At 43.9% G+C, this 21,715-nt stretch carries 17 protein-coding genes; all 17 read right to left on the minus strand.

All coding sequences use genetic code 11. From position 1 onward, the window contains the following. Positions 1 to 4: 4 nt before the first annotated feature. On the minus strand, positions 5 to 295 hold the full coding sequence (gene rplW / locus H8S64_RS10270; protein WP_099291613.1) for a 50S ribosomal protein L23: 291 nt from the start codon (positions 293 to 295) through the stop codon (positions 5 to 7). A 3-nt stretch (positions 296 to 298) separates the two neighbouring features. Next, positions 299 to 937, minus strand: coding sequence for a 50S ribosomal protein L4 (gene rplD, locus H8S64_RS10275; protein WP_186975991.1), 639 nt, complete (start codon positions 935 to 937; stop codon positions 299 to 301). Continuing rightward, positions 937 to 1,554, minus strand: a complete 618-nt coding sequence (gene rplC / locus H8S64_RS10280) for a 50S ribosomal protein L3 (RefSeq protein ID WP_099291611.1) — start codon at positions 1,552 to 1,554, stop codon at positions 937 to 939. The genes rplD and rplC overlap by 1 nt, the downstream gene beginning before the upstream one ends. A gap of 67 nt (positions 1,555 to 1,621) precedes the next feature. Beyond that, the gene (gene rpsJ / locus H8S64_RS10285; protein WP_009137840.1) at positions 1,622 to 1,927 is read right to left on the minus strand and encodes a 30S ribosomal protein S10; all 306 of its coding nucleotides are present in this window, start codon (positions 1,925 to 1,927) and stop codon (positions 1,622 to 1,624) included. An 82-nt stretch (positions 1,928 to 2,009) separates the two neighbouring features. Further along, complete coding sequence (gene fusA / locus H8S64_RS10290) at positions 2,010 to 4,112, minus strand: elongation factor G (RefSeq protein WP_099291610.1); 2,103 nt, start codon at positions 4,110 to 4,112, stop codon at positions 2,010 to 2,012. Between the two features lie 19 nt (positions 4,113 to 4,131). After that, positions 4,132 to 4,611, minus strand: a complete 480-nt coding sequence (gene rpsG / locus H8S64_RS10295; RefSeq protein WP_186975992.1) for a 30S ribosomal protein S7 — start codon at positions 4,609 to 4,611, stop codon at positions 4,132 to 4,134. Positions 4,612 to 4,721: 110 nt separating this feature from the next. After that, positions 4,722 to 5,135 (minus strand): 30S ribosomal protein S12, encoded by a 414-nt coding sequence (rpsL, locus tag H8S64_RS10300; RefSeq protein ID WP_099291608.1) that lies wholly within the window; start codon positions 5,133 to 5,135, stop codon positions 4,722 to 4,724. Between the two features lie 387 nt (positions 5,136 to 5,522). After that, positions 5,523 to 5,930, minus strand: coding sequence for a LytR/AlgR family response regulator transcription factor (locus tag H8S64_RS10305; protein ID WP_186975993.1), 408 nt, complete (start codon positions 5,928 to 5,930; stop codon positions 5,523 to 5,525). Between the two features lie 119 nt (positions 5,931 to 6,049). After that, entirely contained in the window at positions 6,050 to 7,135 is a 1,086-nt protein-coding gene (locus H8S64_RS10310; protein ID WP_186975994.1) for a TlpA disulfide reductase family protein, read from the minus strand. Positions 7,136 to 7,275: 140 nt separating this feature from the next. Beyond that, a complete protein-coding gene (locus H8S64_RS10315) occupies positions 7,276 to 8,979 on the minus strand; it encodes a DUF4998 domain-containing protein (RefSeq protein ID WP_186975995.1) in 1,704 nt (567 codons plus the stop codon). Positions 8,980 to 8,984: 5 nt separating this feature from the next. After that, positions 8,985 to 10,364: a DUF4959 domain-containing protein gene (locus tag H8S64_RS10320; RefSeq protein WP_186975996.1), complete on the minus strand. Its 1,380-nt coding sequence runs from the start codon at positions 10,362 to 10,364 to the stop codon at positions 8,985 to 8,987. Between the two features lie 30 nt (positions 10,365 to 10,394). Next, on the minus strand, positions 10,395 to 12,347 hold the full coding sequence (locus H8S64_RS10325; protein ID WP_186975997.1) for a RagB/SusD family nutrient uptake outer membrane protein: 1,953 nt from the start codon (positions 12,345 to 12,347) through the stop codon (positions 10,395 to 10,397). Between the two features lie 20 nt (positions 12,348 to 12,367). Further along, the gene (locus tag H8S64_RS10330) at positions 12,368 to 15,841 is read right to left on the minus strand and encodes a TonB-dependent receptor (protein WP_436231464.1); all 3,474 of its coding nucleotides are present in this window, start codon (positions 15,839 to 15,841) and stop codon (positions 12,368 to 12,370) included. A gap of 75 nt (positions 15,842 to 15,916) precedes the next feature. Next, entirely contained in the window at positions 15,917 to 17,050 is a 1,134-nt protein-coding gene (locus tag H8S64_RS10335) for a FecR family protein (protein WP_186975999.1), read from the minus strand. 116 nt (positions 17,051 to 17,166) lie between these two features. Further along, a complete protein-coding gene (locus H8S64_RS10340) occupies positions 17,167 to 18,198 on the minus strand; it encodes a Fic family protein (protein WP_099291599.1) in 1,032 nt (343 codons plus the stop codon). 165 nt (positions 18,199 to 18,363) lie between these two features. Then, positions 18,364 to 18,927 carry an RNA polymerase sigma factor gene (locus H8S64_RS10345; RefSeq protein WP_366482625.1) on the minus strand — a complete coding sequence of 188 codons (564 nt, stop codon included), beginning with the start codon at positions 18,925 to 18,927 and terminating at the stop codon, positions 18,364 to 18,366. A 68-nt stretch (positions 18,928 to 18,995) separates the two neighbouring features. Then, positions 18,996 to 21,680: a sensor histidine kinase gene (locus H8S64_RS10350; RefSeq protein ID WP_186976000.1), complete on the minus strand. Its 2,685-nt coding sequence runs from the start codon at positions 21,678 to 21,680 to the stop codon at positions 18,996 to 18,998. Positions 21,681 to 21,715: the final 35 nt, after the last annotated feature.

Here is a 21,715-nt window from a genome sequence, read left to right on the forward strand (position 1 = left end):
TTAATTAAATATTGCTAAAAAAATCAATACTATCACCTTCTGCTAAGGTCACAATTGCTTTCTTGAATGAAGCGGTTCTTCCGGAGATAACACCTGCTTTCGTGTAACGGGATTTTGCATCTCCCTGGTACACCATCGTGTTTACATTCTTCACGGTCACGCTGTACATTGCTTCAACTGCTCTCTTAATCTCTAATTTATTCGCTGCTTTGTTTACAACAAACGCTACTCTGTTCTGCTTGTCAGTCAATGCTGTCATTTTCTCTGACAAAATGGGCTTAAATATCACTTGCATGTCTTACTCTTCATTAAGATTGAACATTTCATTCAGGCCCTGCACTGAACTTTCAACGAACACGAGATTCTTAGCTCTCATGATATTGTAAGTTGCAAGATCGCAAACTCTCATCACATCCAAGTATTGCAAGTTACGAGCGGATAACAGAACGTTATCGTTCATCTCGTTCGTCACCAACAGGATGTTCCGATCACCTAATTTCAGGTTATTCAACAGCTGTACCATCTGTTTTGTCTTCGGTGCCTCGAAGTTGAGATCCTCAACAATAGTAACTGCATTTTCAGCAACTTTCACAGATAACGCTGATTTACGGGCCAATCTTTTCAGCTTCTTGTTTAATTTGAAGCTATAATCTCTTGGTACGGGTCCAAACACTCTACCACCACCCCTGAACAGAGGGCTCTTGATACCACCAGCACGGGCACCACCGGTACCTTTTTGCTTTTTCAGCTTGCGGGTACTACCGGAAATCTCGTTTCTTTGTTTTGACTTGTGGGTTCCTTGGCGGTTGTTCGCTAAAAACTGCTTTACATCAAGATAGATAGCGTGTTCGTTAGGCTGAATCCCGAAGATAGCGTCATTTAACTCTACCTTCCTGCCTGTTTCTTGTCCGGCAATGTTTAATACACTTAACTCCATTACTTCTCGATAATTACGTATGAACCTTTAGCTCCGGGAATAGAACCCTTCACCAATAACAAATTATTCTCGGGTATCACCTTCAACACTTCCAGATTCTGAACCGTTATTCTATCACCACCTGTTTGTCCACCCATGCGCATTCCTTTGAAAACGCGTGACGGTGTAGAACAAGCACCGATAGATCCCGGCTTTCTCTGACGGTTGTGCTGACCGTGAGTAGCCTCTCCAACTCCAGCAAAACCGTGGCGTTTCACAACACCTTGGAATCCTTTTCCCTTGCTGGTTCCTACAACATCAACGTATTCTGTTCCCTCGAACAGTTTCACGTCAATTACATCTCCTAACTTGTACTCGACATCATACCCTGAAAACTCAACGAGCTTTCTTTTCGGAGTTGTGCCTGCCTTCTTAAAATGTCCACTTAGCGGCTTCGTTGTGTGTTTTTCTTTTTTGTCATCAAAACCCAACTGAAGTGCTGTGTAACCGTCTTTCTCTACAGTTTTTACCTGAGTTACAACACATGGACCGGCCTCAATCACAGTGCATGGAACACTTTTTCCCTCGGCACTGAATACGGAAGTCATTCCGACTTTTTTTCCAATTAAACCTGGCATCTCTTTTTTTCTCTTTTTAAAAATAGGTTTTCAATCTCTCTAATAACGACATAGGTTTTCGCCGTTATCATACTTTAATCTCTACTTCAACACCGCTCGGTAACTCTAGTTTCATCAAAGCGTCGATCGTACCTGCAGTAGAACTGTAGATGTCGATCAATCTTTTGAACGTGCATACCAAGAATTGTTCACGGCTCTTTTTGTTCACGAACGTAGAGCGGTTTACAGTAAAAATACCCTTGTGAGTCGGAAGCGGAATCGGTCCGCTTACCACTGCGCCGGTAGCCTTTACTGTCTTTACAATCTTCTCTGCAGACTTGTCAACCAAGTTGTGATCGTAAGATTTCAACTTAATTCTGATTTTTTGGCTCATATTATTATTAATTGTAGATTGTAGATTTTAAATTTTAAATTAAAAGATTAATCTAAAATCTAAAATCTAAAATTTAAAATCTTTATAGTAGTTCTACTCTACCGTTATTCTTCTCTACGACTTCCTTGGCAATGCCCTTCGGTACCTCAGCGTAATGCGAGAACTCCATGGATGAACTTGCACGACCGGAAGACAAAGTTCTCAAAACGGTCACGTAACCGAATTGCTCTGCAAGCGGCACTTTGGCCTCGATCACGCGAGCTCCGGCTCTTGACTCCATTCCTTCAACTTGTCCGCGACGACGGTTCAAGTCACCGATAATATCTCCCATGTACTCCTCCGGGGTTACCACCTCGAGTTTCATGATCGGCTCCAACAACACCGGTTTCGCTTTCTGTGCTGCTTCCTTGTAACCGATCTTAGCGGCCATTTCGAAAGACAAAGCATCAGAGTCAACCGGGTGGAACGAACCGTCAAGCAAAGTAATCTTCAAACTTACCAACTCGTATCCGGCCAAAACACCGTTTACCATGGCATCCTTGAATCCTTTCTCTACAGACGGGATAAACTCCTTCGGGATATTACCACCTTTCACCTCGTTCACGAAAGTCAAACCTTCTTTTCCTTCTTCTGCCGGTTCCATTCTGAAGATGATATCAGCGAATTTACCGCGACCTCCAGTTTGTTTCTTGAACACGTGACGGTGTTCAACCGTTCCGTTGATAGCCTCTTTGTAAGCAACCTGAGGAGCACCTTGGTTACATTCAACCTTAAACTCGCGTCTCAGACGGTCAAGGATAATATCCAAGTGAAGCTCACCCATACCACTAATCACGGTTTGCCCTGAATCCTCGTCAGTCTTCACGCGGAAAGTCGGGTCTTCTTCAGCCAATTTAGCCAAAGCCATACCTAACTTATCCGTATCTTTCTGCGTAAGCGGCTCAACAGCAATACCGATCACCGGTTCCGGGAATGTCATACTTTCCAATACGATTTGATTTTCCTCAGAACACAAGGTATCACCGGTACGAATATCTTTAAATCCAACGCAAGCACAAATATCACCAGCCTCGATCACATCCTTAGGCTGTTGTTTATTGGAGTGCATCTGGAACAAACGAGAAATACGCTCTTTCTTCTCTGTACGCGGGTTGTAAACGTATGAACCAGCCTCGATTTTACCGGAGTAAACACGTGTATAGCACAAACGTCCCACGAACGGGTCAGTCGCGATCTTGAATGCCAACGCGGAAAGCGGAGCATCAGGATCAATCTCGAAAGTCACGGATTCTTCTGTTCCCGGTCTTTTACCTGCAGCAGCCGGAATATCCAGCGGGTGCGGCAAATAAGCGATAACGGCATCCAACAAATTCTGAACACCTTTGTTCTTGAACGAAGAACCGCACATCACCGGACAGAAATCCATAGCGATAACGGCTTTACGAACCACGGCTTTCAATTCTTCAACCGTGATAGAATCAGGATCCTCGAAGAAACGTTCCATCAAAGCCTCATCCTGAACAGCGGCAGCCTCAACCAACTTCTCTCTCCATTCTTGAGCTTCCGCTAATAAATTAGCCGGAACTTCTTTAATTGTAGCATCCTTCGATCCATTCTCCCACACGTAAGCCTTCATCTCGATCAAATCGATTACTCCCTCGAAATTCTCTTCAGCACCGATAGGCAACTCCAGAGGAATCGGGTTAGCTTTCAATTTCTCGCGAATCTCACGTACTGCCTTGAAGAAGTCAGCACCTGAACGGTCCATTTTGTTCACGAAAGCGATTCTCGGAACCCCGTACTTGTTTGCCTGACGCCAAACGGTCTCCGATTGTGCTTCCACTCCACCCACGGCACAGAACAATGCAACAGCACCGTCCAACACACGCAATGAACGCTCTACCTCAACGGTAAAGTCAACGTGTCCCGGGGTATCAATAATATTGATTTTATATTGCTGGTCCTGATAATTCCAGAAACAAGTGGTAGCGGCAGAAGTAATGGTGATACCCCTCTCCTGCTCCTGCACCATCCAGTCCATGGTAGCCGTACCATCGTGAGTTTCACCAATCTTGTGGTTCACCCCCGTGAAATACAGGATACGCTCAGTCGTTGTGGTTTTTCCGGCATCAATGTGAGCCATGATACCGATGTTTCTTGTAAAATGTAAATCTCTTTTTGCCATCTTCTTTCTATCCCTTCAATTAAAATCTGAAATGTGCAAAAGCTCTGTTGGCTTCAGCCATACGGTGAATATCCTCTTTCTTCTTGTAAGCCGCTCCTTCTTCCTTGTATGCAGCCATGATTTCAGCAGCTAGTTTTTCTGCCATGTTTCTACCGCTTCTTTTGCGAGAGAACAGAATCATATTTTTCACGGAGAGAGCTCTTTTTCTCATCGGGTTGATTTCCGTCGGCACTTGGAACGTAGCACCACCTACACGACGACTCTTCACCTCAACTTGCGGAGTGATATTCTCCAAAGCTTGTTTCCAGATTTCCAACGCAGGCTTTTCTTCTTTTTTACCTATTTTTTCTTCCACGATATCAATAGCATCGTAGAAAATTCTAAACGCGATAGACTTCTTTCCATCTACCATCAAATCATTAACGAACCGAGTTACTAATACATCGTTAAACTTCGGGTCCGGTAACAGGATTCTCTTTTTTGGTTTACTCTTTCTCATCTCTTCTAGTTTACGAATTTGTTCGTTCGCTGCCCTTTCCGGTCTTCAACGGTCTCACGACCATTTACTCAACTTTTCGGGAACAACCCATAAACAACTCCTGTTAATTCTTACTTTTTCTTACCTTTAGCGGGAGCGGCCGGAGCAGCACCTTTTTTCGGTCTCTTGGCACCATACTTGGAACGACTCTGTAAACGACCGTTAACACCGGCAGCATCCAATGTACCGCGAACCAAGTGATAACGAACTCCCGGAAGGTCTTTCACACGACCACCTCTAATCAAAACGATAGAGTGCTCTTGCAAGTTGTGTCCTTCTCCCGGAATGTAAGCATTTACCTCTTTTCCGTTGGTTAATCTAACTCTGGCAACCTTTCTCATCGCTGAGTTCGGTTTCTTCGGGGTTGTCGTGTACACACGAACACAAACCCCGCGTCTTTGCGGACAACCATCCAAAGCCGGAGCCTTGCTTTTGTCCTGGATTTTTGTTCTTCCTTTTCTTACTAACTGTTGAATAGTTGGCATACAAGTACTTTTAAATTAGTTACTTTTATTCAATTTGGCTCGCGAATGTACGAACTTTATATTTCACCACCAAACAATTCTATCTTTTTTTTCAAAAAAAGGGCAAGACAGTGAGAAGGTTAGCCGTACTTATAAACAAATAAACTCACATTTTCCTTTCCCCTTCTCATCAAACTCTTTTCAAAAACCTTCCCGAACGAGTTTGAAAGGAGTTTGAAAGGAGTTTAAAAGGAATTTGTTCCCTGTCTTCACCGGGATTACACCCCGTCTTCACGGGATATTCATCGGATTTCCCCAACCTCGTGTATCGTGTTAACACCTGAAACATATTCACCGGAGCCCGTCGATAAATTTATCCACGAGACCGGTGAATATTAAATTACACGATTACTCCTCGTTCCCCGTTTTCGGGTTTTCCCGGGAAGTATCCAGTATATTGAAACAAGCCAACACGCTTTTCCGGTAATAGTCCCCCAGCGGGAACCATCTCTCCCCAACCCGCAAGGAGTTGCCCGCCCACGTGTCGACATAACGCAGGTTCAGGATAAAACCACGGTGTACACGAACAAGATAGGCGTCCAGTAGCTGCCACTCCACGCTACCCAAACGGCACGCCACGGTAATCCGGGAGTTATCTTTAAAATGAAAATAGCAATAATTACCCGATGCCTCTATCCAAACGATTTCGGCATAAAAATATTTCTTGTAATACTCGTCCTGACGGATAAGCAAGCCATCTGCCACCAGCGGTGACACAATCAAAGGTGCACTTACACCCGATAAATCTGTTTTCATTGACAATTAAATTTATGCCTCATGAAAAAATCACCGACGGGCGTAAAACAATAAACAAAAAGGGAGGAGCCATTTCTCTTGACTCCCCCCCCTAGCACGCACCAATTATGAAAACACGATTACTTCCTCTTGCTCTTTTTCAACAATTTCGCTACCGTATCACGAAGGGCATCCCCGCGGAGGCCTTTCGCCACGATACGGTTCTCCGCGTCAACGAGGAATGTTGCCGGGAGTTCGTGTACCATGTAAAGACGGGCGATCGGGGAGGCGAAGCCTTGCAAGTCCGAGCCGTTCGTCCACACCATGCCGTCCAGACCGATGGCGTTGCGCCACTCACCACGGTTCTCGTCAAGCGAGATGCTGACGATTTCCAGACCCAGCGGGCGGTATTGCAGGTAAAGTTTCACGAGGTCGGTGTTGTCCTGACGACAGAGAGGGTTCGTTGAAACCCAAAAGTACACCAGCTTCAACTTGGCGGGAAGGTCATGCAACGAGAAGGTGTTCCCGTCGGGCTTCTCCGTGGTGAAATTAGGAGCCACCTCACCAACGGCTAGTTTCTCGTACTGCTCGAGGGCAGCGGCGATTCGCTTGCCGGGAACGGTGGCTCGGGCAGCTTCCCCGAGAAGGTCATACTTCGAGCGCAAGCCCTCTTCCGTTTCACCGCTGATACCAAGGGCTATCACGTGCGCCGTGGCGTACTCGTCGGGGTTCGCCTTGATTAACTCGATAGTGGCGTTCACCGATGCCTCGTAGGCCTTATTCACTCGGTCTTGCAAGGCTTGGACGTTCGCCCCGGGCTGTTGTGCCTCTGCCGCTACCTTGGCTTGTTCTGCCAAGAAAGCTTGACTGATACGGGTGAAACGGGTCAATAATTCTTGTTGTTTGCCGCCTTGTATCATCGCGCCCCTGCCACTCACGTTCACCATGAAATTGGCGTTCTCGAGAATCAACGGTATCATGCCGTTCCCGTCAGAAGGAGCGAGGTAAGCCGCCACGGGAGCGTTCACCTTGCCAGTGAAGACAAAAACGCCGTTTTTAACCGTCACGGAACCCAGCGTATCGGGCTTCTCCCGTTCGTTAGCGATTAACAGAAGAGGCCCGTCTGTCATCCCGCTCACCTTGCCACTGATTCGGTAGCTATCCTGCGCTTTACAAGCGAATGCGGAAAGCATCGCCAAACCGATTAAAAATAAAATTTTTCTCATAATTCTATTAAAATACAACTCTCTTTTATTCTATTCTCGTCAAGAAAAGAAACTCCCCGCCAACACGGGAAACACATCTTGTTTCAACGTGTAGTAAACATCACCTCTCCCGCCTGCCACAAGCAGGAGAGGATAGAATATTAAAAATTCAATTTAGAAAGCGGAATAAATTTACCAAGACGCAAATTATAGGCTCCCTGATCATCCACCTTATGAGTACTCATGGTCAAGCGGATATAACGCACGGGTTCTCTACACAAGTCTTCAGGTACGACAATATAGGTCTCCTCGGCGGGAGAGTTACCAATAATAGCACTACCGTCCGTATAAGTGGCTTTTGTCCAAGAGTAACCATCATTAGAAAATTCTATCATCAAAGATGACAACAAGTATTTCGAGTCATCTTTCTGATTCCGTTCAGGCTGTTTCACCTTGAAACCTCTCACTATTTGTGATTTATCTCTTCCCATATCGTAGGTCACGGTAACAATACTGGCTCCCAACGTCCACCTTGGTTCAAAATAAACCTCCTCGTCCCATTCATCCCAATCGTCCTCGAAGTGAAGTTTGGCATCATAAAGCAACCAAGCCGCACCATTATCAGCGTAACCATTGCAAAGAGTATCAGAGCAAGTCACTTTCCACCCCGTGGTATCACACGACTCGTAGGTCGGTTTTGCATTCAAGTTAGTCGTTCCCAACTCGTTTACCATAATCTTTCCGAGTTCTTTAAATTTATCAACACTGTTATAAGCCTCGTAATCAGCAGAAACAAAATAATGATTATTGTAATGTTCCACAGAAAACCCAGGGCGCATAGCCTGCAAAAACGCCAACGTTACACAAGCCACATATTTATCCGTCGTGCTCGTGAACGAACGCACGAAAGAGGGTTGCATATAACGGTTTTTACCCAAAATAACTTTTTTCAGATTCGGGAGATACAACAAGTCTAGAAAAGAAGTAAAATCATAATCCAATTCCACGATTTCTACCTCATTCATCTTTTCTTCCCAACCATTACCGTAAAGTTTCAACATCAATTGAGCAAACTCCGTAGACCACAATCTCTCCTCGAAATTCAAATTCATCGGCTCGAATTTAATCGTATCCACGCAACCGCTCAACAATCCTCTTCGCTCAATGAATAACGGCTTCGTGAAATCAATTTTTTCTCCCGCCCCCACAGGCAAAAGAAACATATTATCGGGTTCCTCAATCAGTTCCCATCCACCCCTCACGTACGATAACGTATCATCCATGTGTTCCTTGATGTTCCATCTGCACACTTCATCTTTTCCTTCAACGTGATAGCACAATTCCAACTCCCTGATATTCTCGTTATCTCGATCAAGCACGATTGCCAATTTGTCTCCCAAACGGCTAAAGAATGAAATCCCCCGCGTGAAAGTTCCCAAATCCTCGTGAGCAAACGTGTAAGGACGCCCGTACTTTTCCTCAATCAACGACTCGGAATCGTCGGCAACCACATTACACACCCGTACCGTGTACATAGAATTACCCAATCCCTCAAGGTAAATGGTATCCATCAAATCTCCCTCGTGATTCAGCTCCGCACGCTCGATATAACGCACCTCGGGAGTCGTTTCGTTTTCTGACTGCCAAGTAACTTTCACCCGTTCAATTCCAGCATCAGCATGATTTTTCCAAATCACTTGTAAACGCTCCCAGCCGGCCTTCACCTGCACGTTCGAACATCTACCCACATAACGAATCATTCCTCCCTTGGTAAATTCGTCATATGTATCTTCCAAACTCTCGTTACAACTCCCGGTAAAAAATGCAAACAGCATACCGAGCGCATAAATTGCGTATTTTCTCATAATTATTACTCCCTTTCTGTTTTAGCTTGTACCACTACATCGATCTCGTCAAATGTGACATACTCCTTTGTATTTTCGTTCCAATCAGCATTATAACGATTCGAACGATAAGTATCCTCCACCACGAGTATTACATACTGGAATTCCTCTTTAGTGTAGTTGCACATCAACCTTAGCACGATGGGATCCTTGGCAGCATACTCCGCATCTGTCAAGGCATCACAACGTTCACCGCTCCCGTAAGTGTTATCCGTATTCTTACACCAAGAATAATTTCTCCAGTAATTGAATGTATTATTCTCCTTGAAATCGCAGAGCAACGTGCAAGCACTCAAATCAACCGTATTCGGGTTTTCGCCCGCTTTCACGCCATATACCCTTGCTTTACTCGGCAGACGACTTTGGTAGTTACCACACCACAACTCTCCAAGTACACCACTTCCCGGTTGGGGGTAATAATTACCTAAATTCAAGAAAGCGTAAACATAAAGGGCTGCTGGCACTTGCGGCGTACCAAAATCAAAAATAAAGCGTTCACTATAGGCATAAGGTCCCGCCATAAACGTATCATACACTCGGCTTTCTCCTTTCAAAATATGCGAACGATACCCCTCACCTTTTTTCTTACCGTCAAAAAGATACTTTTCACTAAAGCCATACTGCTCATTCTCCACGATGTTTCCCGTGAATTTAAACTTAAAATCTCCATCCTTGTAAGACAACGTGTCCATCAAAAGGTTAGGCACATCCTCTTTAACAACTAGTTTCACGCGATGTCCCTCGTAATCATCCGTTCTTACCACCACATCCAAACGATCAACTTTTTGTTTTAATTCAAAATTCAACGTATCTCCACCTTCCACGATAGGATAACTTCCCATCAATATAGAATCCAATTGCCTCGTGGTAGGATTCATTCCAATGTAAAACACGTGAATCGTGCCATCCACTGTTTCGGGACTCTGGTAGGTCACGTTAAAACCTCCCCAGAAAGGATTGACTTCCAATTTATCGAAAATCGCCACGGTAGCAGCCGGTTTCGTGCTGAAAGTCTTCTCGATAGAAGTCGTTTCCACCATCTTGCGATTAAAGAAACACAACTGAACAGGCACTTCCGACCGTGCTTCAGTGAAACCTCCCAATAATAGGGAATCAGTAAGATAAGAACCATCTTTATATAACTCTTTTCCAAAAGCATCATTATAACGCACCCTCACCCCGAATACATCCAAGTTCGAGGGTAATTTATAACGCATAATAGCTCCACCCGGCACCGGCTCGAAAGTCAGATACTGAAAATCCACCGGTACATCGAACGCAGCGTCATCGTCATTACAGGCGATAAAACCACACATCAATAGTACTATCAATAATATATTTCTCATAATTTTAAATTCATTATTCTATAATCCATATTACCATCCCAGGTTTTGCACGCATCCCGCTCTTTGTACCTCTTCACTCCGGATAGGCCAGAAATAATCACGAGGAGCCACAAATTTGTTTCCCGAATAAACGACCATCGGTCTGCCATTATTATAGAAAGTATTGGCATTATTACCCAACACGTTCCAACCAAACGCTTGCTCGTTCAACTCTACATTGGCAATTTTCCAACGGCGAACATTCCAAAAACGATAACCCTCGAAAGCAAACTCAATATTCCACTCCCGACGAATAATCTCACGTAAACCGCTCCGGTCTTGCACCAATCCCGGGTTCCGGGCATTTCTCCATGCCACCTCCACGTCCGGAATACCAGCACGTTTCCGAACCACGTTCAGGTATTTATAAACTTCCGCAAATGGAGCATCACACTCATTCAACGCTTCTGCCGCTGCCAAATACACCTCGGCTAACCGGAACACCGGATAAGGTGTCGCCCCGAAGCTCTGCAATTCTCCCTCGTGAACAGCCAAATTTCCTCTCGAATCACACCACTTTTTCATCCAATAACCGGTAATATTCTGAGGTTCTAGTGCGTTTAAACGCTTTGCCTGCAAACCGAAATCTTCCCCTTGATAAGCTTTCACCAGATGTAAGTTCTCGTCCGCAGAACCCAATCGCCAATAACAACGATCAGCAACAATGTTGGCATAGAAACGAGGTTCGCGACGACGATGCAAATTCAGTACCGGTTCGTCAAAAGAAACTACATCCGTGTATTTAGGATCGCTTTCTTTATCAAGAGCATAAGGATTACCTGCCCCCACCCATCTCAAATCCTGATCGATAGGCAAACCATTCTCTGTATAGAACATTTCTACCATCTTCAACGTGGGAGCGAAACAAGCCCCCTGCAAAGAATGACTCGAAGCATCGTCATAAGCAGGCAGGGCATACCCCAACAACGAGCTACCCATGATAGGATACTTCACCATCCACAAAACCTCGTCATTCATAAAATTATACGTATGTACAGAGTTTTCTATATCGAGCATCTTGGATTGCAAACTCGTGTTTGCCACACTTCCCTCGACTAATGAAACCCCACCAACTTCATCCACCAAAGCTAGTAACTCCTTGGCAGCATTGGCAGCCCGTTCCCATTTCGCTTTTTCAACTGTTGCGGAGAACAAGAGCTCTCCATTTTTATTCACGAAATTCGCGTAATCTGTATTACCGTTAAATAACGGGGAAGCCGCGTAAAGCAAAGTCCGTACTTTAAGAGCCATTGCGGCTTCTTTGTTAAAATAAGCTCGACGGTCGCTTGCCTTCATGCTGCCTGGGGGCAAAACTTTAGCTGCTTCATCGCAAAGGCGAACGATATAATTGAAACAAGTATCTACGTGACTACGCGGGTATTTCAATGATTCTACGTCTGCATTTGGGTCAAGGTTTTCCGGCACAATAATAACAGGACCGTAACGGCGTACTAATTCAAAATAGTAATACGCTTTCAACGCTTTCACCTCGGCTTTCCATAACTCTTTATCGTTATCCGACAAATTATACACGTTATCCACGCGAGTGATGAAATGATTACACATCACTATTGCCGTGTAATAATCAAACCGATAGGAGGTACTACCAGAAAATTTCTTATCATACCATTTATCATCAAGAGGAGCAAGAACACTTTGCACCCCTTTCAGAATATCAATACCATCCGGATGATTGGTCGAGTTTCTGAAATAGTTATCCGCCACCATTTCGTCTGTCGCCCAAAAAGCAACATTATTGTACGGGTTCATGGGGTCCTGCAAAAACAAATAGCAGCTTTTCAACCAATCATCGGCACCCGCATACGTTTCAAAATCGGTGTCAATAGTTGCGATATCGTTTTCTGGTACCACGTCTAACCAACTATCACAGGACGCAAGAAAGAAAAGCGGGAGTGCCCAATAAAGTAATATTCGTCTTTTCATTTTATTCTTATTATCAAATATTAGAAACTAAAATTCAATCCGATGGCATAAGTTTTTTGAATCGGATAGTTGAAACCATTCTCTCCCAATTCCACATCCCAAGTTTTAAAATTGGAAATCAAAAACGGATTATTCACCCGGGCAAAAAATTTCATATTCTGCAAACGTAATTTCTTGTTTAAATCCCCGGGTAAATTATAAGCCAATTCTAAAGAAGTACAACGCAAGAAACGACATTCTCGCATAAAATAAGTAGACTTACGTACATCCGTTTCATTCGCGTACCAATCTTCCTGCTTATTGTAATCCACGATATTAGTCACTGAAAGACGAGGCCAAAACGGGTAATTATCTGTCGTTTTTTCCGTCCAGTGACTCTCGTAAATATCCTTCAGCATGGCATGATTGCTCACGAACGGAGACAACGCTTTCGGGTTTATGAAGAACCCTCGTTTACCGGATCCTTGAAAAGCGAAGTTAAACTCAAAATTCTTGTAATTGATGAAACCACTGAACCCGTACACCAAGCGCGGAGTTTCCGGGAAACCGATACGCACGGCATCCTCAATATCAATAACACCATCTCGGTTGACATCACGATACCGAATATCCCCGGGCATCACCCCGGTACTTGCTTGAGGCGAAGCATCTATTTCCGCTTGATCTCGGAACAATCCCTCGGCGATATATCCCACCGGTTGGGAAATCTCGTGCCCATTCTTCAATTGATACCACGGTCTATCTACCGGTTCTTCCAAATCCTTGTAAACAGCTTTACTGTACGTTAAGGTTCCATTCAAAATAACCCAAAGATCTTTGGAGAAAGCATGTTGAACTTTAGCAGACAAATCTATACCACGAGAGCGCACTTTCCCGATATTATCCAACGGGTTAACCTCTACTCCTGCCTGAGCGGGTATTGTCACCCTGCTCTCGATAATATTATGGCGCACTTCCTGATAAAAATCAGCATTAATTTCCAAAACATCCTTGAAAAAACGGGTTTCCAAACCAAGATTAATTTGCTCAGCTATTTCCCATTTCACATCCGGATCGCCATAATTCTCAACTTTCTTACGCTCAAAGGACTCATCTTTCCCGGGACGAGGATCTTTATTACCTAATTGTGCCGTTTTAATTTCCGGCATATAAACGAAGCGCGGTGTTTTAATAATACCGTCATTTCCCACTTTTCCCCATGAAACACGAAACTTCATAAAAGAGAACCAATTACTAATATTTTGCATGAAATTCTCCTTCGACACAACCCACGCACCTCCCACTGCCGGGAAAAAGCCCATTCGATTGTTCTTGGTGAAACGCTCTGAACCATTGTAACCAAAACTAGCTTCCACGAAATAACGATCCAAATAACCGTAAGAACCACGCATCGAGAAACTCAAATTACGTGTCTCGAAACTATCAAAAAGTTCGTACGCAGGCATCGAATTTCCTTGTTGTGCCTGGAATACTGCGGTCAGTGAAGTTTGGTGATCACCCCATGCTGCAGTGTGCAGCAATCTTCCCTCGTAAACCCACTGTGTCGAGGATGACATACCTTGATTGTTACCACTCGCCGGCTTCCGCAATGTCCGGTTACCCTCCGTGGGATTCAATGCCGTTAAGGTATGCACGTCTTTTTCAAAATCATACCCGCCATTTTCCAAGTCCAAGTAATAATAAAAAGGGTTATTTGCAAATATATTATACTCGTAACCGGACTTTGAGAAAGAAACACTCGCCCGCAACTCCAATCCCTTCACGAGTGAAGAGAGGTTATGGATATATTCCATGCGACTGGTTAAACTAAAACGACTACGGTCGTTATAACCACTTTGTATGGATGCATAAGGATTATTAGCAAGATTGCCATTCTGACGCATACTACCAAAAAGCAAGTGAGGCCAGTTATGGCCCTCGTCAGCAGGATAAGTCACCGCAAAATCCACGGGTGAAGCATTAAACGCCAACTGATACGCCGAGGTCATGTCTTGCATGGGACCATGGTACTTGTCGTACGTGTACGACGTATTTACCAGCAAACGAATACCGGCACTCAAGTCCACGTTCAAATTAAGGCGGGAAGAAAGAGTGGAATTCTTGATATTCACATCAAACTGGTTCAATTTATCAGTATTTAACATACCTTGATCGTTCACGTAGTTAATAGACGCATAGTATTGCATCACTTCCGAACCTCCACGTACATTAATACCAGCACGATGATTAATCGAGAAATTCTTGAACAGAATGTCATACCAATCGTTGGCGGGATACACATACGACGGATAACGAGGATCCCCCGTGCGCTCAATTTTCATCAAGGAATAAGCAGGCGTTGCACCCGGATTACGAGCTAACAAAGCCTCGTTATACATACGCATATAGGTCTTTGCATCAACTACTTCAATTTCATCCGTCGGTTGAGACATTACCGCCTCGTAACGTACTGAAGTGTAAACACTCCCCGCTTCACCTTTTTTCGTGGTTACCAAGATCACACCGTTCGCACCCCGGGCACCATACATCGCCGTTGCTGAAGCATCTTTCAACACGGAAAAGCTCTCGATATCTTCTGGCACCATACGAGCCAAATCCAAACGGGAAGATTCTACCCCATCTATCAATACTAAAGGCTCGGACACCCCATTGGAAGAACTAACTCCACGAATGTAGAATTTCGTGTTCATTTCCTCCTCAGTCAAAGCACCCGGGAGTCCCCCAGTCTGCCAACCAATGATTCCAGAAATTTTACCGGTTAAAGCAGTTGTTAAGTCGCTACTAGATGATTTCAAATCCATCGGACGCACTGTCGTGATTGCCGAAACCACACTCTCTTTTTTCTGTGTACCAAAAGCAACTACTTGAACTTCCTCAAGGTTCTCCTCTGTGGGAACCAAACGAATATTCAATTTTTCCTTCCCCTTGATTTCAACAACTTTTGTTTCATACCCGATGAAGGAAACCCTCAATACATCGTCTGGCTTGGCGGCAATGATATATTGACCTTCAGCATCAGAAGCAACCCCCTGTGTCGTTCCCACGATCACAACGGTAGCCCCGGCTACTGGATTTCCCTTTTCATCCACAATACGACCGCTGACTTGTAGCATCTTTACTTCCGATTGAGTCTTCGCTTGTTTCTTTATAACCACCGTCTGCCCCGTGATACTATACGCCAAGCCTTTCCCTTGCAACAACGAATCCATCGCTGTCCGTAACGAAACATCTTTCAACGAAAGCGACACATCCTTCACGTGCTCCACATCCGGAGCGTTAAACACGAACTCGTATCCCGTCTGTTGACGCAAACTCTCGATAACTTTCACGAATGTTGCATGTTTCAGATCAAGGCTGACTTTGGGCACAGCCTGCCCCCATACACGGGTATTGCCACCGCATAACAACCCGCCGATTAGAAAAATAGTTTGCAATAGCAAAATAAATTTTCTGTTTGGGCTCGTCCCAAACCATTTTCGTCGATTTTTTTGCATAACTTTGTACTTGAATTTATTTAATGAATAATTCAGCCTTAAAAGCGAGAGATGTGTGCGCATCTTTTGCTTTTTTTATTGCTGTCCTACAATCACTTTCTTTCCATGTATTTTGTATTTTATTTTTCCGGTCAAAACCACTTTATCCAATACCTCCTCCAGTGTCTTGCTCCGCTCCACGTATATATAATAACGATCGGTTTTCAAATGCTCCGATTCGTACTCCACTTCCATATCATACCAACGGGAAAGCTCATTCATCATATCTTCCAAGGTCACATCCTTGAACACGAATTCCCCGTTCTTCCATGCCAGCACTGACACCAAATCAGCCTCTCGTACAGTCAGAGCACCGCCACCCGCCACACACTGCTGACCGGGATTCAATATCAAAGAATCCGAGCCCGCCGCCACGCTCACTCGCCCTGTAACCAATGTCGTTGAAACATCATCTCCCCGGTAAGCATTCACGTTGAATTCCGTTCCCAACACTTTTACCGTTACCGCTGCCGCCTCCACCAGAAAAGGACAGTTTTCGTCACGAGCAACTTGAAAATACGCCTCACCCTGCAAATATACCCTACGTTCGTCTGGTTGGAATTCATCGGGGAAACGAATTCTGGATTCCGAATTTAATATCACCCGCGTACCGTCTGCCAGAGTCAACTGGTATTCCGCTCCCCGGGGAACAATCACTTCACTATAGGTTATCTCTTTCTTATCAGACTCTAGCACCTGCTTTTGTTCCAACTGCTTCAATCCATTGTTCTTCACCTCGAAACCCGGCACCTTCAAGGTAATATTTTCACCCGTCTTCACGACATGAGTTGTACCATCAGACAACACCAAGCGAACCCCCTCTGTCTTAGTCATCTTAACCATTGGTGATACTTTCGGTTCTCCATCCATCATCAAACGGACACCGAAAAATACCCCGACAACAACAGCTGCCCCGGCAATCCATCCCATCACACGGCGAGATATAAACCGACGCTTCCGTGTCCGCTGCCTCACTGCAAGCCAAGCCCTTTCAATTTCCTCCCGGGACGGGTCATTCACCTCCTGCCCTTCCCGGTAGAAAGCCTCGGCATCTTTGCAAAATCGTTCTCGTTCTTTGTCCCCCTCTTGCCATTCCGACACTTCCTGCTTTTCCCGCTCGGAAGATTCATCGAGAGCCATTCGCTTTATTTTTTCCCACTCGATTTCCATGATTCATCATTTGCTTTACATGTATAAGACGACACACTTTGAAACCGGGGGACAAAATTCACCAACTTTTTTTTCAAATTAATTTCAAAAGCTACAAGCAGAGCAAAAAATTTTGGCTAAAAAAATAAAACTACCTCCCAATGCCCTGACTTATTAGAGCCGATACGCCTAATGAGACCTTTCTCTTTTAACGTCGCCATAATGCGCTCACCTTGTCGTAAAGAAACCGAGAGCGCTCCTGCAACTTCTTTCGCAGTTATTCGACTATTAATTCGAATAAGCTCTAATGCACGTTGTTCATTTATACCGACATTTATACCGACATTTATACCGACATCGGAACGAGATTCTATGCCTTCGTTCTCTATTGAACCCTGATAATTACGAATTGTTTGTTCAAGATTGTGGATATGTTCATCAAACATAAAGTTACGGAACAATTCAATATTATCATTCTCACGCGTAGCAATAAGAGCTTCAATGTATTCAGCTTTACGCTCTTTATTGATATTTGTCGGGATAATCTCAAATTCAAACTGTAACTGATTCATTAATAAACGAGACATCCTGCCATTACCGTCAGCCCACGGATGAATAGTTACCAAATCAAAGTGAGCATCAAAGCTCAATTTGTAGCACTCAATAACATTCGCCTTTGATAGAGTTTTTCGTCTCTGATTTATACTTTCACAAAGTTCCGCAAGCTTTGTAGGCACCTTTGAATAATTCATATAGGAATACCCCCCGGCTCCTGCCGTAACATTCAGTAAACGCAGCTCTCCATTGGCTGACGAAAATTCACCTAAAGCAGTTTGATAAGTTGTCCCTGTATTTTTCAAAACGATAGAAGATAGCTTCTTAAGCATCGCAACCGTAATATCGCTATGGCTCTTTGCAAAGTCTATCGATTGCTCGTATGCCGCTTTGAGGTCTAAATTCATCAATAACTCAGCCATTGAGCGACCTTTGGCACTAATACCTTCGTCAAATAGAAGTTGGTTTTCAATCTCAGTGACCGTTGAACCTTCAATAGCCGTCGAATGGGTAATAAGAGAATACAGATAGAATTTATTGTAATCTATCTGTTTATCGATACCCAACTCCTTAAATTGAGCCAATAAGGATAATAATTCTTGTTCTCTGGTCATGATACACCCCCTTTCTGTGCAAACTCTTCACGTGAATATCCAAGTGCTTTGTTCTCACATATTCATTTATCGGTAGATTATCTATATTCGATGCCTTTTCGGGTACGAATATAGTGAATATTTTTAAAATAACACCCCAAAAAATAGCATTTGGAAAAATAAGCATCAACAGAAAAGAATCATCAAAACTTTATAAGGCACGGATTCGCGCAAATATTTGTACGCTCTTTTAATATAGGTATGAACGGATTCTTCCGTAATATCCAGTTCCTGCGCTATTTCCTTGTAATTCATTTTTTGGAAAACCTTCAATTCCAACACTTTTCTCTGCTGTTCCGGCAATCCTTGCATACATTGTTTTACCTTGTCCAGTAATTCTTGATTATCCTCGTACTCCACCGTACCGGAAAAAATCAAAGCCTCAGCCAATTTCTCCTTGTTGGCATCAATCACTTGCAGATGTTTTATATAATCAAGGCAGCCATGTTTCACGGATGAATAGAGATAGCTTTTCAAACGGGTATCCATGGGCAATGAGGGTGCGGCAGACCAAAGGGACACGAAAGTGTCCTGCACCATATCCTCTGCTAAATTCTTACTCATCAAATAGGCATAAGCCAACCTATAGAGGCTGGGATAATAGGTTTTAAAGATTACCTCGAAGACCTCATGCGATTGATTTCTCAACCCGTTGACCAAATATTCATTCACGTCTCCAATTTCACGCACGGCACAATAGCTTAATATTGGTCAAATGTAAATAAAATATTGATTTTTCATCTATTCTTGGAATACTTTTAACACGAATTTTTCGGCAAGGTAAACCAAAATGTAGAACCTTCGCCTTCTACCGAGTTCACCCCGATTTCCCCACCCAGTCTTACCACGATACTCTCGCAAATGGAAAGTCCCAATCCCGTACCTTGCTGGAAGGGATTCAACTTGACGAAACGCCCGAACACTTCTCGCGTTTTATCAGCAGGAATCCCACAGCCGGTATCGGAAACAAAGAAATAGATTTTCTCATCGTCCAACATTCTATACCCAAAACGGATATATCCTTTTTTGGTAAACTTTATCGCGTTCGTGATCAAATTATTCATAACCTGCATCAATCTGTTGGCATCCGAATAAATCGTACATTCCGGCAGGCGTTCCGTGAATTCAACGGACACCGCATCATTCTTCAGACGTAACCGGGCTGTTTGTTCCATTTCTACCAGTAACAGGTTAAGATTTACCTTAGAATAAACGAACTCGAATACCCCCGCCTCTATCTTTGACAAATCGAGAATATCCCCAATCAATTGCAATAACAAGGTATTATTACTCTCGATAATCTGTATATATTCTTTTTTCTCTTCTTCGTCCACGGTTTCCGCCAACACGTTCGAGAACCCGACGATAGCATTCAACGGAGTACGAATCTCGTGACTCATATTAGCCAAAAAGGCCGATTTTAAATGGTTCGAGATTTCTGCCTGTTCTTTCGCCTTCACGAGATCCATTTCCAATTTCTTGCGGTCATCAATGATTATAGAACCTCCCACTAACATGCTCGGTCGACCGGATTCATCCCGTTCCCCCACGATAACAAAACTCTCGAACCAATAATAAACCGGGTCCTTGATGGAAAATGAAGCCCGATACTCTTCTTTTATCACATCCACCCGTCCCTCTAGCAAATCGTCATACGCCTTCTGAATCAGTTCTCGATCATCCGGATACACTCGCGACTGGCTATCCGCTTCCGACATTATTTTCTGATCGCTCCCCTCTTCAATATATTGATTTGAAATATAGGCAATATTGTATTCCACCGTGTGTTTCCGAAGATCCCAAGTCCAAGGTATCAATCCGGTTGCATCCAGTACCAGAGCATATTGCCGGTTCAATCTTTCCAACGACCGCTGATGTTCCCGGGAAGCCAATGAAGCAAAATATTCATCCGTCCGATCAATGAAAAATACATCCCATACCCCTTTTTCAGTACTGGGGAAAGTCAATTTATCAAAATATCGCGTTTCATTGCCTTCCCCGGGGAAAACAAAAGAAGCCAACCGTCCGGATTCCTTATCCATCATGTAATCCAGCAACTGATTATCCACGTCAGCTTCCGATAACCGTTTACCCACGACCTGCTCCCGTGTCGTTTTGAACACGTTCTCAAAAGTAGAATTCACGTCCAAGAAAATGAAATCAGAAATATGTCCTTCCTTATCTGTCAATAACTGTTTTCTCACGTAAATCACAGGCATATTATCCACGAGACAGCGATATTGTGAAAGTAATTGATACTCGCGGGTCTTTTGTTTCTGTCGCTGCAACAAAAGATGAAAACGCATTAAAATCAGAGCCCCGAACAGGATAATTACAGCAATAGCTATCACGAAATAGATCTTATAGCGCTGGAAAAAATCCAATGGCATCTGGTAATATACCGCATCTTGGGGAAATAAATCCGGCTTTACCCCGTGATGCTCCAAATGATGATAATTCAGATACGCACGAGGTTCTCCCCCGTTCTGAACCGGTATATCACGGGCAGCTTTACCACTCAATATTTCCTTAACCGCGGCAACCACTGTTTGCCCGAATTCCGAAGAAGAAATAAAATAACCACCCGCGAAGGTTCCCGTATTCATATCCATCTCGGACAAAGTAAAAACAGGTGACTTCGAGAAACCATAAATTATCCTCTGGAGATTATCTCCCAAGTACCGATTATCCCCTTGCTGACGTCCCATGAACCAAGAATAATATATAACTCCTACCCGTTCATCATAGAGCATCAATGAATCCAACAGACTCTCTGTCGTGATTTCTTGAGAGGAAAGCAAATCCAATTGCAGATAAGGGAAACTCTCGTTTATTACTTGACGCACCTCTTTACGTATCATCGAGCTAATATACCTCCCGTCTGAAATAAATGCGACCTTATTCATACCCGGCAATAACCCTTGCATCAACTCCACCATCTCTTTTATAAAAGAAGGCTGCTTCAAAATTGTCACGTTATACGAACGGATCATCTCCTCCGTCGGCACAAATTCCACCTCATTATTCAAATCACCCAAAAGCAAATCCTCTAATCGAGAAGGCATCGAATCCCTAGAAAAACAAATAACAGTAGGCACATCCTTCCACTCCCGGTCAAACAGAGAACGACACAACAGCCACGCGGGATCCCCTATACACACGACAGCCTTGGGCGGCTTCGTGTATTTCCGCGATAAATCCGCCTTCTTCAAATCCGCCTCTTCCAGCGTTTTTATCATTGGTATCAACAACTCCTCCGCCCGAACCTCTATCTTTTCCGAAGAAACATCAGCCAGCACTTCTTGATACAAATTATTTGCCCATGCCTCGTTAAAATTTATCGAGTTCAAAATAAGTATATAATCTTTCTCTCGTGTATCTCCCGCGAATACATTAATACACGAACAAAAAAAGATAAACAATGCCGATATTCTCCTCTTCATAGCTAAATAATCCTACACTAAGCCTCAAAGCTACG

The organism is Butyricimonas hominis (assembly GCF_014287455.1).
Taxonomy (GTDB): Bacteria; Bacteroidota; Bacteroidia; order Bacteroidales; family Marinifilaceae; genus Butyricimonas; species Butyricimonas muris.

What these genes read in the sequence shown, in the direction of transcription:
- H8S64_RS10315 (WP_186975995.1), bottom strand. Translation starts at nt 8,979, where the DNA reads ATGAGAAAATACGCAATTTATGCGCTCGGTATGCTGTTTGCATTTTTT.
- H8S64_RS10310 (WP_186975994.1), bottom strand. Translation starts at nt 7,135, where the DNA reads ATGAGAAAAATTTTATTTTTAATCGGTTTGGCGATGCTTTCCGCATTC.
- H8S64_RS10325 (WP_186975997.1), bottom strand. Translation starts at nt 12,347, where the DNA reads ATGAAAAGACGAATATTACTTTATTGGGCACTCCCGCTTTTCTTTCTT.
- H8S64_RS10305 (WP_186975993.1), bottom strand. Translation starts at nt 5,930, where the DNA reads ATGAAAACAGATTTATCGGGTGTAAGTGCACCTTTGATTGTGTCACCG.
- rplW (WP_099291613.1), bottom strand. Translation starts at nt 295, where the DNA reads ATGCAAGTGATATTTAAGCCCATTTTGTCAGAGAAAATGACAGCATTG.
- rplD (WP_186975991.1), bottom strand. Translation starts at nt 937, where the DNA reads ATGGAGTTAAGTGTATTAAACATTGCCGGACAAGAAACAGGCAGGAAG.
- H8S64_RS10330 (WP_436231464.1), bottom strand. Translation starts at nt 15,841, where the DNA reads ATGCAAAAAAATCGACGAAAATGGTTTGGGACGAGCCCAAACAGAAAA.
- rpsJ (WP_009137840.1), bottom strand. Translation starts at nt 1,927, where the DNA reads ATGAGCCAAAAAATCAGAATTAAGTTGAAATCTTACGATCACAACTTG.
- H8S64_RS10335 (WP_186975999.1), bottom strand. Translation starts at nt 17,050, where the DNA reads ATGGAAATCGAGTGGGAAAAAATAAAGCGAATGGCTCTCGATGAATCT.
- H8S64_RS10350 (WP_186976000.1), bottom strand. Translation starts at nt 21,680, where the DNA reads ATGAAGAGGAGAATATCGGCATTGTTTATCTTTTTTTGTTCGTGTATT.
- fusA (WP_099291610.1), bottom strand. Translation starts at nt 4,112, where the DNA reads ATGGCAAAAAGAGATTTACATTTTACAAGAAACATCGGTATCATGGCT.
- H8S64_RS10320 (WP_186975996.1), bottom strand. Translation starts at nt 10,364, where the DNA reads ATGAGAAATATATTATTGATAGTACTATTGATGTGTGGTTTTATCGCC.
- H8S64_RS10340 (WP_099291599.1), bottom strand. Translation starts at nt 18,198, where the DNA reads ATGACCAGAGAACAAGAATTATTATCCTTATTGGCTCAATTTAAGGAG.
- rpsL (WP_099291608.1), bottom strand. Translation starts at nt 5,135, where the DNA reads ATGCCAACTATTCAACAGTTAGTAAGAAAAGGAAGAACAAAAATCCAG.
- rpsG (WP_186975992.1), bottom strand. Translation starts at nt 4,611, where the DNA reads ATGAGAAAGAGTAAACCAAAAAAGAGAATCCTGTTACCGGACCCGAAG.
- rplC (WP_099291611.1), bottom strand. Translation starts at nt 1,554, where the DNA reads ATGCCAGGTTTAATTGGAAAAAAAGTCGGAATGACTTCCGTATTCAGT.